Source organism: Capnocytophaga sp. oral taxon 863 str. F0517, assembly GCF_000466425.1.
Classification (GTDB): Bacteria; Bacteroidota; Bacteroidia; order Flavobacteriales; family Flavobacteriaceae; genus Capnocytophaga.
The window spans coordinates 19908-35819 of the sequence record NZ_KE992168.1; the positions used below are offsets into that span (position 1 = coordinate 19908).

The 15912-nt window shown below is 42.0% G+C and carries 16 protein-coding genes; 4 read left to right on the forward strand and 12 right to left on the reverse strand.

What is annotated here, in order from left to right:
- The coding region (locus tag HMPREF1551_RS14035; RefSeq protein ID WP_021628825.1) for a GAG-binding domain-containing protein at positions 1-1180 on the forward strand (1180 nt) is incomplete at its 5' end.
- Between the two features lie 28 nt (positions 1181-1208).
- Here HMPREF1551_RS14035 and HMPREF1551_RS09100 read toward each other — a convergent pair.
- The 11 genes from HMPREF1551_RS09100 to HMPREF1551_RS09150 form a co-directional block, all read right to left on the reverse strand.
- Positions 1209-1919, reverse strand: coding sequence for a response regulator transcription factor (locus HMPREF1551_RS09100; RefSeq protein WP_021628826.1), 711 nt, complete (start codon positions 1917-1919; stop codon positions 1209-1211).
- Between the two features lies 1 nt (position 1920).
- Complete coding sequence (locus HMPREF1551_RS09105; protein ID WP_021628827.1) at positions 1921-2865, reverse strand: M48 family metallopeptidase; 945 nt, start codon at positions 2863-2865, stop codon at positions 1921-1923.
- A gap of 115 nt (positions 2866-2980) precedes the next feature.
- A complete protein-coding gene (locus tag HMPREF1551_RS09110; RefSeq protein WP_021628828.1) occupies positions 2981-3424 on the reverse strand; it encodes a PIN domain-containing protein in 444 nt (147 codons plus the stop codon).
- On the reverse strand, positions 3421-3690 hold the full coding sequence (locus HMPREF1551_RS09115; RefSeq protein ID WP_021628829.1) for a hypothetical protein: 270 nt from the start codon (positions 3688-3690) through the stop codon (positions 3421-3423). Before HMPREF1551_RS09115 ends, HMPREF1551_RS09110 begins: the two co-directional genes overlap by 4 nt.
- A gap of 28 nt (positions 3691-3718) precedes the next feature.
- Positions 3719-4285, reverse strand: coding sequence for a LemA family protein (locus tag HMPREF1551_RS09120; protein ID WP_021628830.1), 567 nt, complete (start codon positions 4283-4285; stop codon positions 3719-3721).
- A 65-nt stretch (positions 4286-4350) separates the two neighbouring features.
- Positions 4351-6462, reverse strand: coding sequence for a ferrous iron transport protein B (gene feoB / locus HMPREF1551_RS09125; RefSeq protein ID WP_021628831.1), 2112 nt, complete (start codon positions 6460-6462; stop codon positions 4351-4353).
- The gene (locus tag HMPREF1551_RS09130; RefSeq protein WP_021628832.1) at positions 6455-6700 is read right to left on the reverse strand and encodes a ferrous iron transport protein A; all 246 of its coding nucleotides are present in this window, start codon (positions 6698-6700) and stop codon (positions 6455-6457) included. Before HMPREF1551_RS09130 ends, feoB begins: the two co-directional genes overlap by 8 nt.
- A 134-nt stretch (positions 6701-6834) precedes the next feature.
- Positions 6835-9468: an alanine--tRNA ligase gene (gene alaS / locus HMPREF1551_RS09135; RefSeq protein WP_021628833.1), complete on the reverse strand. Its 2634-nt coding sequence runs from the start codon at positions 9466-9468 to the stop codon at positions 6835-6837.
- Between the two features lie 71 nt (positions 9469-9539).
- On the reverse strand, positions 9540-10505 hold the full coding sequence (locus HMPREF1551_RS09140; protein WP_155851622.1) for a hypothetical protein: 966 nt from the start codon (positions 10503-10505) through the stop codon (positions 9540-9542).
- Between the two features lie 45 nt (positions 10506-10550).
- Positions 10551-11330 (reverse strand): glutamate racemase, encoded by a 780-nt coding sequence (murI, locus tag HMPREF1551_RS09145; RefSeq protein WP_021628835.1) that lies wholly within the window; start codon positions 11328-11330, stop codon positions 10551-10553.
- A 184-nt stretch (positions 11331-11514) separates the two neighbouring features.
- A complete protein-coding gene (locus tag HMPREF1551_RS09150) occupies positions 11515-12438 on the reverse strand; it encodes an SPFH domain-containing protein (RefSeq protein WP_021628836.1) in 924 nt (307 codons plus the stop codon).
- A 106-nt stretch (positions 12439-12544) separates the two neighbouring features.
- On the opposite strand from HMPREF1551_RS09150, the gene HMPREF1551_RS09155 reads away from it, so the two are divergent.
- The 3 genes from HMPREF1551_RS09155 (at position 12545) to HMPREF1551_RS09165 (ending at position 15124) form a co-directional block, all read left to right on the forward strand.
- Positions 12545-13141, forward strand: coding sequence for a bifunctional nuclease domain-containing protein (locus HMPREF1551_RS09155; RefSeq protein ID WP_231374976.1), 597 nt, complete (start codon positions 12545-12547; stop codon positions 13139-13141).
- 10 nt (positions 13142-13151) lie between these two features.
- Positions 13152-14540 carry a NupC/NupG family nucleoside CNT transporter gene (locus HMPREF1551_RS09160; protein ID WP_021628838.1) on the forward strand — a complete coding sequence of 463 codons (1389 nt, stop codon included), beginning with the start codon at positions 13152-13154 and terminating at the stop codon, positions 14538-14540.
- A 107-nt stretch (positions 14541-14647) separates the two neighbouring features.
- Positions 14648-15124 (forward strand): S-ribosylhomocysteine lyase, encoded by a 477-nt coding sequence (locus HMPREF1551_RS09165; RefSeq protein ID WP_021628839.1) that lies wholly within the window; start codon positions 14648-14650, stop codon positions 15122-15124.
- Between the two features lie 43 nt (positions 15125-15167).
- Here HMPREF1551_RS09165 and HMPREF1551_RS09170 read toward each other — a convergent pair whose 3' ends face one another.
- Positions 15168-15908 carry an ABC transporter ATP-binding protein gene (locus HMPREF1551_RS09170; protein WP_021628840.1) on the reverse strand — a complete coding sequence of 247 codons (741 nt, stop codon included), beginning with the start codon at positions 15906-15908 and terminating at the stop codon, positions 15168-15170.
- Between the last annotated feature and the right edge of the window lie 4 nt (positions 15909-15912).

Below are 15912 nucleotides of genomic sequence, written 5' to 3' on the forward strand. Positions count from 1 at the left end.
GAACCCTACCGATAAAGTACAAATCGCTGATGAGAAAATTGTAGCCCTACAAGGAGAGATTACCGATAACAAAATCAACCTCTTAGCTAAAAAAATAGGTACTTCCAAGGTAAGTATTCTCTCGGCAGAAGGAAAGGAAAGAGGAAGCTTTGAAATTACCGTGACACCTGTATTCCAACTTTCTTTTACTCCTGAAAAACTAACTATAGAACAACAGAAGACTGCTCAGATAACCATCGTCGGCACCCTGAACCCTACCGATAAAGTACAAATCGCTGATGAGGAAATTGTAGCTCAACAAGGAAAGGTTACCAACAACAAAATCAATCTCTTGGCTAAAAATATAGGTACTACCAAAGTAAGTATTCTCTCAGCGGAAGGAAAGGAAAGAGGAAGCTTCGAGATTACTGTAACCCCTAAACTATTACTTTCTTTTTCTCCTGCAAAAGTGGTTATAAAGAAGGGAGAAACTGCTACAATTACTGTAACAGGGGTATGGAATGCTTCCGATAAGATACGTATTGTCAATGAGACTATTGTTTCCCTACAAGGAGAAGCTACTAATAACAGAATCAACCTCTTAGCCCTTAAGGTTGGTAGCACACAGGTACAAGTATTAACTGCTGATAGTCGTGATAGAGGTAGTTTTGAGGTGGTAGTATATGAAGATCTCAAGAAAATAACCCTTCCTCATAAAGGCGATATCCCTCACTACAAAACAGAGATCACTAGTAAAGAAGAATACAAGCAACTTATCGAGCAAACACTCAGAACACATGAATTATTAAAAAGAGTATTAGAACAGTTAGAGAAATATCCTTTAGAGAAATATCGTTACAATGATCAAAATGCTCTTTACCTTGAAGGTATCAGAATCTCCAGGGCAGCGAAACTGTATTACAAGGAAAATAAGGAAACAGCCGACCTTAAGAACCTAAAGAATACCTATGAGAATTTGCACCAATATGGGATTGGTTATACCGAAGTAGAGATTATGGTACGTTTGGCCGAGCTATATCGCCAAGAGTTTCCTCATAATACCGAGATCGAAAGAATTATTAAGGACAACTTCAATGGAGAGTATGGAAATTTGGACGGGCCTATCCTTACCAATTACCTTAATAAAAATATCGTAAAGGCTTTCAACGATATTATTGATATAGTCAATAAGCTTAAATAACCCCAGATGAAGCGTGGAAATGAAGTTTTCACGCTTCATTTTTTACTAACCGATACCCTACTCCCTTGACGGTCTTTATTCTCTCCTGACCGAGCTTGTCGCGGAGCTTCCCAATATGGACATCTATGGTACGACTCTTAGCAGCGGAAACCCCTCCCCAAATTTGGACAGCTATCTCCTCTCGGGAAAAGAGGTGATTCGGAGCCGAAAGTAGAAAAGCAAGTAGTTCACACTCCTTTTTGGTGAGTAGGTATTGCTGTCCCTCTCGGGTAAGGGTATAGCTCTCTTCGTCCAAGGAGAAGTCTGCGCATACCAAGGGTTGCTTTACCTCTTTTCGTTTGTGAAAACAGAGATTGACAAGGGCTTGGAGCTTATAGATAAGGAGCTTGACCTTCATATCCTTACGAACAAAATCATCCGCTCCGGCTTCGAAGCCTGCCAAGAGGGCATAGTCCTGATTTTCCTCAGCCAAAAGGACAACTACAGGACGGATGGTCAGCTGTATTTGGCGCAACTGACCACATATCTCCACCCCATCCGTATCGGAGAGAAAGATGTTCAGAAGCAGCAGTTCAGGAGTAGCTCGCTTAAGCACTCGTAAGGCTTGCGCTCCCGTTATAGCTGTAAGCACCTCAAAACCTGCTTGTTGCAAAGTAGGGGCTATATATTCCAACCATTGGGTATCACTATCCACAATCAGGAGCCTGATAGGAGTGGTATCAGGGGCTAAGGTATTCATGCTAATATTGTTCTAATACGGCAATACGCTTTTCTATAGGAGGATGTGTGGCTAAAAGAGCACGCAAACCTTCTGCCTTATAATCAATAAAAAGCTCTTTTACTTCCTCATTATCAATCTCTTCAATGGCGGAATGTCCTGATATTTTCCTTAAGGCACTGGCCAGTGCCAAGGAATTATGAGTAAGCTCCACAGCTCCCGCATCGGCCATATACTCCCGTGAACGTGAAAGTGCCAATTTAAAAAGTATAGAAATTAGGTATATCAGAAAAAAGACTACCATTACAAGAATGACCATCAATAGCAGCCCTATCACTACAGCTCCTCCTTTCCCACTAATATTCTTAGAGGAACGAGAATCAAGAAGATTGCTATGCAGTACCAAGCGAAAGGCAACATTGGCTATGGTGGCAAAAATCCCTACAAATACTATCGTTACAATCAGCAAACGTACATCACGGTTACGGATATGGGTCAGCTCGTGTGCTATAACCCCCTCCAACTCTTCATCATTGAGCGCATTAATGATCCCACGGGTAAGAGTAATGGCAAAGGTCTTTTCATTGATACCCGAAGCAAAAGCATTCAGCGCCTCACTCTCTATGATATAGAGCTTGGGCATGGGCATTCCCACCGACATACATAAGTTTTCCGTTAGGTTATAGATTCGTTTGTTATCCCTTCGTTCCAGAGGGTGAGCATGGGTAGCCATTTGGATCATTTGGGTATGAAAAAAGTAAGAGATAAAGAACCATATAGCTACTCCTATAAGAATGGTTGGGATTATAGTAAGGAAAGAAGTATTTGTTTGCTCTATGTCTCTACCTGATGCTATATACAAGACCACATATACCCCTACCAAAATAAGTAGCGGAAAAGCCAAAAGAAACAATACTGATTTGGTATTGTTTCTTGTTATTTGCTGTTGTATACCCAGGTATTGCATCCTAATTAATGACTAATTCTTAAAAATGATATATAGGAAGTCTGTAGCGCTGCTGGCTCTATCCCAAACTTATCTCTGACAGATTGATATAATTCTGCAATGGTCACCATTGTTTTTATTGTTTTTTGTAGAGTTTTTGCCTAAGCTCCTCAGTTGTAACAAAAAAATGTCCATATCCCTTTGCTGTAAGCCCTTTCCTCAACTCTTTATCACCCGACCATATTTTGTGCTTATATTGTAAATAAAATGCTACAAAAGGAGCATCATCACTATCTATACCTTCTACTATTTTTTTTGCCTTTTCATTATTTTCTTTTGAAATTTCTTCCATGGATAACATCTTTACCCCCTTCAGTAAGCTTGATAATTCCTTCCTTATTTCCTTATTTGTTTTATTCAAAAACTTTGAAAGTCTTGGTAGATGTTCTTCTATTTCATCTAATAAATATTCAGGTACTAAGTACTGTATCGTTTTCCTCTCTTTAAGCACTGTTGCTACAACTCCGTTAGGAGAAATCAAGGCACTAAAAAATATATTACTATCAGTTATAACTATCATTTTTCAGCATATTTTTCCTCCATCACTTTAAAATATCGCTTAGCAAAACCTCTCTTCACCTCTTTAGACAATTCCATAATGAAGTCACGATGGGCTATAGGTATCCCATCCTCATCTTCTTCTAAGATCTCTACAGAAGGGGAGGCTATAGCTTTTCCCTTAGCCTTAGGCAGCTCTATCTCTACAAAGGGAAGAGACTTTACATATTCTAAGAAGGCAGCAGCCCATTCGCTGTTGTTATTTACTTTGAGTATTGTGGTATCCATAGCTGTTTATTTTAGTATATTTTCCTTTTTACGAAAAAGAAATCTCAGGTGCCTTATCCAATTGCTTACGTTCTTCTTTCCCTAAGTCAAAGAACGGTTGTGGGGTCATATGCTTGAATCCTGCTACGATATTGGTAGGAATGGATTGGATCGCGGTATTGAGCTCCTTGGTAGTGGAGTTAAAATAGCGACGTACAGAAGCCAATTTGTTCTCTATATCAGCGATTTCCTCTTGTAGGTGCATAAAGTTGGCATTGGCTTTGAGTTCGGGATAGGCCTCTACTTGTACATTGAAGGCGCTCATTGCAGAAGAGAGTTCCTGCTCTGCTTCTATTTTATCATTTACACTTGTAGCACTCAGCGCTCGGGAGCGTGCTTGGGTTATTTTGGTAAGCACCTCCGATTCGTGATTCATATAGCCTTTTACCGCAGCTACCAGCTGTGGGATGAGGTCATGGCGCTGCTTGAGCTGTACATCTATATCGGCAAAAGCATTCTCTCGGTTATTGGCCAAAGCCACTAATTTGTTATTGGCACTGATGTACCATAGCACGATCACTCCTACTATGGCTATAACAATAATAAGTCCGGTCATAATATTCTATTTTAAGTTTGATGCAAAAGTACTAAAAAGTATTCAATATTCCTAATTCCTATTTTTTAACTTAGAAGCTGATAGGCCGCGAAGGCGGATAGATAGGCAAAACCTGTCATGAAAATCCACTGCAAAATCGCCCATTTCCAGCTATTGGTTTCCTTGCGTACGATAGCAAAGGTACTGATACACTGCATGGCAGATGCAAAGAATAGGAGGATGGAAACTCCCGTGGCCAAATTGAACACTGAGGTACCATCGGGGCGCATTTCCTGCTGTAGGCGTGTCACTACGGTACGCTGCTCGGCATCTCCTTCCTCTACATCTACCTCCCCTAAGCTATAGATAGTGGCCAAGGTGCTGACAAAAGTCTCTCTTGCTGCAAAGGATCCTAATACGGCTATACTAATCTTCCAATCATAGCCTAAGGGACGGAATACAGGCTCTACAAACTTACCCATATTTCCCAATAGGGAGTTTTCAGTTCGGTAGCTTAAGAGGTAGTGTTCCTTCTCGTCCTGATCCCAACCATATTCAGTAGCCAGTTGCTCGGCATGAGCCTCTGCATTGCGGTACTTCTCACTCAGTCCATGGGTTTGTAGGAACCATATGAGTACGGTTATAAAGAAGATAATCTTCCCAGCACTCAGCACAAAGGCCTTTGACTTGTCATAGACTGTTAATAGCACATTTCGTGCCAAAGGCACTTTGTAGGTCGGCATTTCTACAATAAAATGGGTTTGTATAACATTCTTCAGCACTAAGAACTTACTCAAGAGCCAAGCGGAGAAGATGGCCATAAACACCCCAAAGAGATACAATAAGAAAAGAGCTACCGCCTGATTATTGAAAAAGAAGTAATTCCCCTCGGGGATCACGAGCTTTATCATAATCAGATAGATAGGGAGTCGTGCTGAACACGTGATAAAGGGAGTCACCAAAATGGCAATCAAGCGCTCGCGCCAACTCTCAATGGTACGGGTAGCCATCACAGCAGGGATGGCACAAGCCGCCCCCGAGATCAGAGGAATGGTACCTTTTCCATTTAGTCCAAAGGGGCGCATGATTCTATCCATAAGAAAGACCACCCTACTCATGTAACCACTCTCTTCCAAGAGAGAGATAAAGAAGAAGAGCAAGGCTATTTGTGGCACGAAGGAAACTACCGCAGTAAGCCCAGGTATCACGCCATCGACCAAGAGCGAAGTGAGAGATCCCTCGGGAAGTATGCTTCCTATCCAAGTACCTACCCAGCCCAAAGCACTCTCTATCCAGCCCTTGGGATATTCACTCACGTAGAAGATCATTTGGAAAATGAGCAGTAGTATCGCCATAAAGATCACATACCCCCACACCTTGTGCAGAAGGATTTTATCTAAAAGGGCACGTGTCCCCACAGCAGTTACCTTATAAGTATCTTTAAGCGCATGATTGATGGCCTGATAACGGAGAATTGTTTCTCTCTGCTGCATTTTCTTGATTTCTGCATCCGTCTTTATATTCTCTTTTTGAAGTTCTACCTTACGCAAAGCACCAATGACTTCAAAATTCTGAGAGATGACCATCCAAAGTTTCCCTAATTCTTCGTTGGGAAATTTCTCTTGGAGCGACTTGAAATAAGGAGGATCAATGCGGTTGATGTCAATAACCTTTTCTAAAGGAAGTTTTTTGTAATTGATAATCAACTCCTTGAGTTGTTCCATTCCTACTTTCTGTCGGGTACTGACAAGGACGATGCGTGTATGGAGGGCTTCCTCTAAGGCTGGGATATCGATGGTTATGCCACGAGGCTTCATTCGATCGGCCATATTGATAGCCAAAATGATCGGAATTCCAAAATCTTTTATCTGGGTATAGAGATAGAGGTTTTGCTTGAGGTTCTCCACATCGGCTACCACCACCACTACATCGGGAAAGTCTATATCATCTTTGTCCAAGAGGCAGCTTACGGCCACCTTTTCATCCATAGAATTAGGGTTGGTACTATAGGTGCCTGGCAGGTCGTATATTCGAGCATTGATTGTTTGGGAGAGCTTGCAGAAGCCCACCTTTTTATCCACAGTAACTCCTGGGTAGTTCCCCACATGCTGGTTCATCCCTGTTAGCAGGTTGAAGATAGAGGATTTCCCCACATTGGGGTTTCCTATCAAGGCTACTTTTATTTCATGTTTACTCATAGTGGTCGGAGTTAATAGGTTCTACTTCGATATACTGTCCCATTTCCTTTCGAATAGCCATATGAGTATCATTAATAATCAAATAGAGTGGATCACCCAAGGGAGCTATCTCGACCAATTCTATCGTATTTCCGGGAAGGCATCCCAGCTCCAATAGTTTTATAGGCAGCTGTTCTGTCGCTACATCTTTGATAAGACATTTATCCCCACGCTTAAGGTCGTTGACGGTAAGTATCATATTTATTTATACTTAATTTAAGGTGGCAAAGATACTATTTTTTCCCTAAATATAAAAAAATTATTTCAGCTTTTCTCCTTAATAAAAACTAAAAAACGGAGCAACTCAATTGAGTTGCTCCGTTTTTCATCATATTATAAGAAGGTTTTTACTTTTTCTAAAGCCTCTGCGATACCTTCCGGTTTTTTACCTCCTGCGGTAGCGAAGAAAGGTTGACCACCGCCCCCTCCTTGGATACATTTACCCAATTCGCGTACAATTTTACCGGCATCCAAGCCTTTATTTTTAGACAATTCCTTGTTGATATAGCATAAGAGCAAAGCCTTGCCGTCTTCTTGTGCAGCTCCAAAGAAAATAAAGGCGTCTTTGACTTCTTCACCGAGCATAAAGGCTAAATCCTTGAGAGTAGCCAAATCCAAATCCAAGCGCTTGGTCAGGCATTGCACATCTCCGACAGCTACAAATTCGCTCTTGAGTTCGCTCTTGAGCTGTTTGGCCTGTTCTCGCTTGAGCTGTTCCAACTCCTTGTGTAGGCGTGCATTTTCCTCCTGTAGATTGGCTATAGCCTTAACGGGATCTTGAGGATTCTTAAGGGAGGATTTAACCTCTTCCAAGAGTTTCTCTTGTAATAGGAAGTGCTTAAGAGCACCTGCATTGGTTATAGCCTCTATACGACGCACCCCAGCGGCTACTGCGCCTTCGGATACAATCTTAAAGAACCAGATGTCCCCTGTATTCTTCACATGGGTACCTCCACAGAGTTCTCGGCTTTCGCCAAACTGTATCATACGCACCTTATCACCATATTTTTCTCCGAAGAGTGCCATAGCTCCTGCTTCCAAAGCCTGTTGGATAGGAATATTGCGATGCTCCTGAAGTGGAATTTTCTCATAGATACGTTTGTTCACCAATCTCTCTACTTCAGTAAGCTCTTCCTGAGTAAGTTTGGCAAAGTGTGAAAAGTCAAAACGCAAAGCCTCTGGTGATACATGCGATCCCTTCTGCTCCACATGGGTACCCAACACCTCTCTTAAGGCCTGATGCAATAGGTGAGTCGCACTGTGGTTGGCTTGAGCTAAAGTACGACCTACAGGGTGTACTTCCGCCTTGAACGGATCGGTAAGGTTCTCAGGCAGGTGTTCCGCCAAATGGATAATAAGGTTGTTCTCCTTCTTAGTATCTATAATATAAGTGATTTCTCCATTGGCCGACTGTAGCGTGCCTCGGTCTCCTACTTGTCCTCCTCCTTCTGGATAGAAAGGAGTGGTGTTGAATACCAATTGGTAAAGGGTACCGTCCTTTTGACTCTCTACCTTACGGTATTTGACTAAGCGAACCACTGCTTCCAAAGTGTCATACCCGATAAATTCTTCTTCTTCATCATCACGAAGTACTACCCAGTCACCTGCTTTTACCTGAGCAGCGGCACGAGAGCGTTCTTTTTGCTTTTGGAGGTGCTCCTCAAAAGAGGCCTCGTCCAAGGTCATCCCACGTTCTGAAAGAATAAGGGCAGTGAGGTCTTTAGGAAAGCCATAGGTATCATAGAGTTCAAAGGCTTTACCACCAGAGAGTTGCTTATCAGTGGTGTTCTGTATCATGACATCCAACATCAACAGACCTTGTTCCAAGGTTCGTAAGAATGAAGCCTCTTCTTCCTTAATCACACTGACAATGAGTAGGAATTCCTTTTCCAATTCAGGGAAAGTACCGCCCATCTGTTTGGCTAAGGTCTCTACCAACTTATAGATGAATGGCTCTTTCTGTCCTAAGAAAGTAAAGCCATAACGAATGGCACGGCGCAAGATACGACGAATCACATAGCCCGCTCCATTGTTGGAAGGCAATTGCCCATCGGCTATGGCAAAGGCCACCGCACGGATATGGTCAGAAATTACACGGATTGCTACATTGATCTGTTCTTGTTCAGCAGTTACCTTGATACCATTGGTATAGCTGGTTTTGGTAATCTCTTCCACCTTTTGAATCAGAGGAGTGAAGACGTCCGTATCATAGTTGGACTGCTTGCCTTGTAGCACCATACAAAGGCGCTCGAAGCCCATCCCTGTATCTACATTCTGGGCGGGGAGCTTCTCTAAGGAACCATCGGCCTTACGGTTGAACTCCATAAAGACATTGTTCCAAATCTCAATCACCTGTGGGTGATCATTATTAACCAAATCACGACCTGCTATCTTGGCTTTTTCTTCATCCGAACGAATATCCACATGGATTTCTGAACAAGGGCCACAAGGGCCTTGGTCTCCCATTTCCCAAAAATTATCCTTTTTGTTTCCTAAGAGGATATGGTCTTCGGCGATACGCTCTTTCCAAATGTCGTAAGCCTCTTGGTCAAAAGGTACTCCTTCTTCAGGACTTCCCTCAAATACTGTTACATAGAGGTTTTCCTTCGGAATCTTATATACTTCAGTGAGTAGTTCCCAAGCCCAGCTGATAGCTTCCCTTTTGAAGTAGTCGCCAAAAGACCAGTTACCCAGCATCTCGAACATGGTATGATGGTAGGTATCGCGACCTACTTCCTCCAAGTCGTTGTGCTTACCCGATACGCGAAGGCACTTTTGGGTATCCACCACACGTTTTTGCTTAGGCTTGGCATTGCCTAAGAAAAATTCCTTGAACTGGTTCATTCCAGCATTGGTGAACATTAGGGTGGGGTCGTTCTTAATCACCATAGGAGCAGAGGGAACGATGGTATGTCCCTTGCTCTCAAAAAATTTTAGAAATAACTCTCTTATCTCTTGTGAGGTCATAATTTATTCCTTTTTAAGCCCGCAAATATACAATAAATAATCATCAAATGCAATATAGTCACTGCTTTTTTCTACAAAGATTGTTCCTTTAGCTTTTGAGAAAAATAGTAATGAAGTCTTTCTAACAAAAAATCTTTGTCAAAAAAAGTTTTTGTGTAGTATGTTGTAAATATTTTTATAAGAGCCCCATCCTGTTCCAGCGAAAAAGGAAAAATACTCATAAAAGCCATTAAAGTATCCCTTATATAAGAATTATCCAATGCTGGCTTGTTTGTTTTGTAGATTTCTGAGAGTATTTCTTCTCTTAGGCACTTAGAGCGCAACAGAAAATCCTCTTTTTGAAGATTTTCTTTTTGAATATCTATATAGCGCTCAGCATAATTGGTAGGTATAAGCAAGTTACTTATATAGCTTTCTTCATTAAGAATGACATCAATCATAAATGTCACTTCTATTTTGAGGAAATCAAGTGCTTTTTCTGTTCCAATGACATTTTTTTTATGATACCAGCTCACCGCAGCTACATAGCTCATAATAGCCTCCATGGTTGTAGGATCTATTTCCTCAAAACGCCCCAACTCTCCAAAAAAAATTTTGAGCTTATCAAGCAAAAGCTCTTGAGGAAATCCTAAAAGAGATAAGCTACCGCAAGTATATTCCATCATCAGATCATCCTGCTCCGGTTCATTGATAAAACAATGCTGCACCACACCAATAGTATCCCAATCTTCTTTAGTCTGTAAGAGCGAAAAAGAAAAAACGCCATTGAAAAAAGTTTCCCTATATAATTCCTTTGCTTTCTGAGAATAAGTATCATAATCATTACCACTCTTTATATTCTCTAACTGTTTTTGGATTGCCTGATGAGAAATGGGATACCTACTTAAGTTAAGCAACGGGAGAAAATAAGCAGCAAACAAAGCCTCTTTTTTGATAAAGGATAATTCTCCATAAAAGTTCTCATAACAGAAATCGCTACATTTTTCTAAATATAAGTCATATGAGCTTTGCATATCTGATATTATTGTCTTTTTCAAAAGAAGGGTCTATTGACAAATGTTGTCGATGATAAAGAATCCTCTTTAAAACTTCTCATAACGAACCTCCACTCCTTCAGGAGCAAAGGATTGTAGTATCTCTGCATTTTTATTAGTCAGCCAAAGGTGGGTGGGAGTAGCTTCAGCCTTAGCCAGTAGGTTGTTTTGGGAGAGAATACGCTCGGTCTGTTTGGCTACTGCCTCAGCAGAGTCTATAATTCGGATATTCTCTGGGAGAATCTCCGAGATAAGGGAGGTAAGATAAGGATAATGGGTACAGCCCAAGACCAAATAATCCATTCCCTGAGCTACCATAGGACGGAGATATTGCTCCAGAAGGGCAAACATCTCAGGGGTGTCTATCTTTCCCTCCTCAATAAGAGGTACTAGTCCTACTCCTTCTTGCCTGAGCACATGTATTCCTTTGTCAAGCAAGTGCTGACAAGTATTGGCAAAGAAAGCACTCCTTAGCGTACTCTGTGTGGCCAAGACCCCTATTGTTTTCGTTTGGCTATAAAGTCCCGCAGGCTTAATAGCGGGTTCTATCCCTATAAAAGGCACTTGATATTTAGCCCTAAGGTGAGTTATAGCATTGGTAGTAGCTGTATTGCAGGCTACAATGATGAGTTTGCTATTGTGGTCTAATAGATACTCCGTATTTTTCTCACAAAGAGCTATAATCTCCTCGCGAGACTTTTCCCCATAGGGAGCATTGAGGCTATCAGCTAAGAATAAGGTACTTTCATAAGGAAGCTGGCGCACCACTTCCCTCCAAATGGTAGTACCCCCTACCCCTGAATCAAATAAACCAATAGGACTTGTCAATGATTAATGATTATTTAGTATTACTTTTAGTGTATCTCTTCTAAGAGCCTCCATGCGAGCTAAAAACTTTTTGCTCAACATATTTTTATGCTTTTGAATAAAAATCATACTTGAAAACATAAATCTCCCTCCCTTATAAGTTTTAGATAAGGGAGGTAGAATTATCTTGTTGAATTATTTATTTCTATTCTCTTTTCTTATTATTTTCCTTTCGCATGATCTCCCCTATTTGATTAGAGGCAGCAAAGGATGCAATCATATTGTTAAGCATTTCAGCACCTGCCTGTGGGGAGTTGGGCAAGAGTATAAGGTTGCTCTTGGTATCCTGCCCTACTGCCTGTAGGGTATCATAGTGCTGGGTGACCACAATCAGTGCAGAAGCCTCCTGAGAGCTGATTCCTACTTTGTTGAGCACATCCACACTCTCCACCAAGCCGCGTGCAATCTCACGGCGCTGGTCGGCTATACCTTGCCCTTGTAGGCGCTTGCTTTCGGCCTCAGCCTTAGCTTTCTCTACAATTAGGATACGCTGGGCATCTCCCTCATACTGTGCGGCTACTTTTTCACGTTCGGCAGCATTGATACGGTTCATAGCCGCTTTTACCTGCGCATCAGGATCTATATCGGTAACCAAAGTCTTGATAATATCATACCCATAAGTCTCCATGGATTCCTGTACCTCACGCTTTACCGCGATGGCAATATCATCTTTCTTAACAAAGACATCGTCTAGTTTCATCTTAGGTACTTCAGCTCGTACTACATCGAATACATAGCTGGTAATCTGGTCATGAGGATATTCGAGCTTATAGATAGCATCATACACCTTATCCTTGATCACGACAAACTGAACCGATACTTTAATCTTCACAAAAACATCGTCCAAAGTCTTGGTCTCCACAATAACATCTAACTGCTGGATCTTAAGGCTGATACGTGCTGCAATTTTATCAATTATAGGAATTTTCAGTTGCAAACCCGAATGGCGAATGCTTTGGAATTTCCCAAAACGCTCTATAGAAACTGCTGTTTGCTGCTTTACTGTAAAGAACAGAGAAAAGAACAAAAATAAGGCCAACAGAACAAAAATGATAGTTGTATAATCCATAAAAAAATAGGGTTTTATTTTGGGCAAAGTTATAACTTTTTGATGAAAAAAACAAGTGAAAAATCATCCGTATAAAGGTTGTACAAATGAATAAAAATCTCTATTTTTGCACTCTATTACGCAGCCTATGGAATGGACACAAATGTACATCAAATCCTTGGGTGAGATGTCGGCCAGAAGCTATGTACTCCTCCTGAAAGAAAGCCAAGGGACACGACAAGTCCCCATCGTAATAGGAGAGAGAGAAGCCATAGCGATACAATATAGTAATTTTGGGAAATTCTTCGTCACTCAACCACCTATCTATAATGTATTGTTCGATGTGATGAGGGCTTATCAAATACAGATTACCCAAATACAGATTACTGAATTTCGGGAAGGGACTTTCTATGCTCATATGCTCTGCCGAGCAGAGGAAGCTTTGGTACAGCCCATCTGTATAGGAGATGCTATGGCCATGGCTATTGTTGCTAAAGTTCCCTTATATATGGCCAGCGAACTGGTAGAGAGATATGGTACCGCACAAGCCCCTGAAGAAGACCTTCCTGAAGAGGAAGCCGAAGCGCGTGCTAAAGCCAAAAAGAACCTAAAACGCTACCTGACCACCGAATTGGAAAAACTCATGGAAACTGCCATAGCAGAAGAAAACTACGAGTTGGCCGCAGAGATCCAAGGAGAACTCACACGAAGAAAAAACATATAACACCTTGTTTATGAAATTAATATATACCTTGATATTGCTAACCCTCCCTTTCCTCGGTAGGGCACAGTCCCCAACAGGGATCATCCCCAGTACAGGAATGAGTATGGAGAGCATCCTAAGAGGCGTACTGGGCATGGGCGTACTGCTGCTAATTGCCTTCCTCTTTAGCCACAACCGTAAGGCTATTGCTTGGAAGACTGTAGGAATAGGATTGGGACTACAGCTACTTTTAGCCTTTGGGGTGCTGAGAGTGGAATGGGTTAGAGACATTTTTGAGGTTGCAGGGAGCTTCTTTCTGCTTATCTTAGACTTTACGAAAGCGGGAAGTGACTTCGTCTTTGGCAATCTGATGGATAAAGATGGAATCGGGTATATCTTTGCTTTTCAGATATTGCCAACCATTATTTTCTTCTCTGCCCTTACTTCTATCTTGTTCTATTATGGTATCATTCAGGTATTCACTCGTGCGCTGGCTTGGGTATTGAGCAAATCCCTAAAGATATCGGGTGCTGAAAGTCTTTCTGTGACAGGGAATATCTTCTTAGGACAAACGGAAGCTCCCTTGATGATCAAGTCTTATTTGGAGAAAATGACCCGAAGTGAGATTCTCCTTGTCATGGTAGGTGGTATGGCAACTGTCGCCGGAGGGGTATTGGCCTCATATATCAATTTCTTAGGAGGAGATGATCCGCAGGTGAGGTTAGAGTTTGCCAAGCACCTATTGGCAGCCTCTGTTATGGCTGCCCCTGGAGCGGTGGTAATCTCTAAGATGCTCTACCCACAAGAGGAAGCCATTCCAACGATGTATGAGACCTCCAACGAAAAGTTTGGTAGCAATGTTCTTGATGTAATTAGCACTGGTACTAGCGAAGGACTAAAATTGGCTGCCAATGTAGGAGCCATGCTCTTGGTGTTTGTTGCCCTGATTGCCATGATCAATTATTTCTTAGGTTGGGTAGGTAATATAACACACCTTAACCCTGTCATCAAAAACAGTGATATACTCCCCTATGATCGCTTTTCTCTGGAGATGATTTTAGGCTCTATCTTCTCTCCCATTATGTGGCTTATAGGAATTGCCAAAGAAGATATGATGCTGGTAGGGCAACTCTTAGGAATCAAGCTCGCTGCTTCGGAATTTGTAGGCTATACCCAATTGGCCGCACTAAAAAATCCAGATGCTCCTATACACCTCATGTACCAGAAGTCCGTAATTATGTCCACTTACCTCCTATGTGGGTTTGCCAACTTCGCCTCTATCGGGATACAAATAGGTGGTATCGGTTCGCTTGCCCCTGGTCAGCGTAAGACACTCTCTGAATTTGGCCTCAAGGCTGTATTAGGGGGTACCCTTGCCTCCCTTATGTCGGCCACCATGGCAGGAATGATCTTAGGATAATGACAAGTGACCAATGACTAATGACTAACCACTAAACACTAACCACTAACCACTAACCACTAATAACTAAACACTAATAACTAAACACTAACAACTAATTATAAAAAATGGAACGAATTGCAAGTTTTTGTGTAGATCACCTCAAGCTGCAAAGAGGAATCTACCTCTCTCGTAGAGACGTCGTAGGTAATGAAGTGATTACCTCCTTTGATATTCGTATGAAAGCCCCCTATCGCGAACCTGTCTTAGGAGGCGCTGAGATACACACTATGGAACACTTAGCCGCTACTTGGCTGCGCAATAGTGATTGGAAAGACAAAATCATCTATTGGGGGCCTATGGGCTGTATGACTGGAAATTACCTGATTTTAGCAGGCGACTATACCTCTAAGGATATCGCCCCTCTAATCACCCGCCTATTCGAGTATATAGCCCATTTCGAGGGTGATATCCCTGGTGCTTCTGCTGTAGAATGTGGTAATTATTACAACAATAATCTCCCTATGGCCAAGTACGAAGCCAAAAAATACTTGGAAGAGGTACTCTACCACCTCAAAGAAGAGAATTTGAATTACCCTAAGTAGTAAAAAGTAAAGAGCGGAAAATTAGTCTTCCGCTCTTCTCTTTTTATTGTTCTTTCTTTATTTTTCTCAACTCTTCTTTGGCATCAAACCTATTTTCTATAAGATTATCCTTAATGATATTACCGTCCTTAAGTACCACGGTACGCTTGCTAAATTGGGCAATGTCATCCTCATGGGTTACAAAGCCTATGGTGCTACCCTTATCATTAAGCTCTTGGAAGAGCTCCATAACCTCGTAGGAGGTGCGGGTATCAAGGTTCCCAGTAGCCTCATCAGCCAAAAGAATCACCGGATCATTGACTAAGGAGCGTGCTATAGCCACACGCTGTTGCTGCCCTCCAGAGAGCTCACTGGGCATATGGTGTAGGCGCGATTCCAAACCTACCTTCTTGAGGGCTTCTATGGCGCGTTCACGGCGTTCCTTGGCGGAGATCTTAGGATTGTACATCAGGGGTAGCTCTACATTCTCTATAGCTGAAGTCCGTGCCAGAAGGTTATAGGCCTGAAAGATAAAGCCTATCTTGGTATTGCGAACCTGAGCCAATTCGTTCTTGGACATATTCCTAACGGATATACCATCCAATATATAATCTCCTGAAGTGGGTCTGTCCAAGCAGCCTAAGATGTTGAGCAAGGTCGATTTGCCCGAACCACTCGGCCCCATGATGGTAACAAACTCCCCTTCATAGATATTCAAGTGGATTCCCTTGAGCACTTGCAGGGTCTCTCCACCCATTTTGAACTCCCTTTTTAGGTTTTTTATCTCAATAATTGTCTTACTCATAGCC

Coding starts and splice junctions, on each gene's coding strand:
- HMPREF1551_RS09100 (WP_021628826.1), bottom strand. CDS start 1,919: ATGAATACCTTAGCCCCTGATACCACTCCTATCAGGCTCCTGATTGTG.
- HMPREF1551_RS09105 (WP_021628827.1), bottom strand. CDS start 2,865: ATGCAATACCTGGGTATACAACAGCAAATAACAAGAAACAATACCAAA.
- HMPREF1551_RS09110 (WP_021628828.1), bottom strand. CDS start 3,424: ATGATAGTTATAACTGATAGTAATATATTTTTTAGTGCCTTGATTTCT.
- HMPREF1551_RS09115 (WP_021628829.1), bottom strand. CDS start 3,690: ATGGATACCACAATACTCAAAGTAAATAACAACAGCGAATGGGCTGCT.
- HMPREF1551_RS09120 (WP_021628830.1), bottom strand. CDS start 4,285: ATGACCGGACTTATTATTGTTATAGCCATAGTAGGAGTGATCGTGCTA.
- feoB (WP_021628831.1), bottom strand. CDS start 6,462: ATGAGTAAACATGAAATAAAAGTAGCCTTGATAGGAAACCCCAATGTG.
- HMPREF1551_RS09130 (WP_021628832.1), bottom strand. CDS start 6,700: ATGATACTTACCGTCAACGACCTTAAGCGTGGGGATAAATGTCTTATC.
- alaS (WP_021628833.1), bottom strand. CDS start 9,468: ATGACCTCACAAGAGATAAGAGAGTTATTTCTAAAATTTTTTGAGAGC.
- HMPREF1551_RS09150 (WP_021628836.1), bottom strand. CDS start 12,438: ATGGATTATACAACTATCATTTTTGTTCTGTTGGCCTTATTTTTGTTC.
- HMPREF1551_RS09160 (WP_021628838.1), top strand. CDS start 13,152: ATGAAATTAATATATACCTTGATATTGCTAACCCTCCCTTTCCTCGGT.
- HMPREF1551_RS09165 (WP_021628839.1), top strand. CDS start 14,648: ATGGAACGAATTGCAAGTTTTTGTGTAGATCACCTCAAGCTGCAAAGA.
- HMPREF1551_RS09170 (WP_021628840.1), bottom strand. CDS start 15,908: ATGAGTAAGACAATTATTGAGATAAAAAACCTAAAAAGGGAGTTCAAA.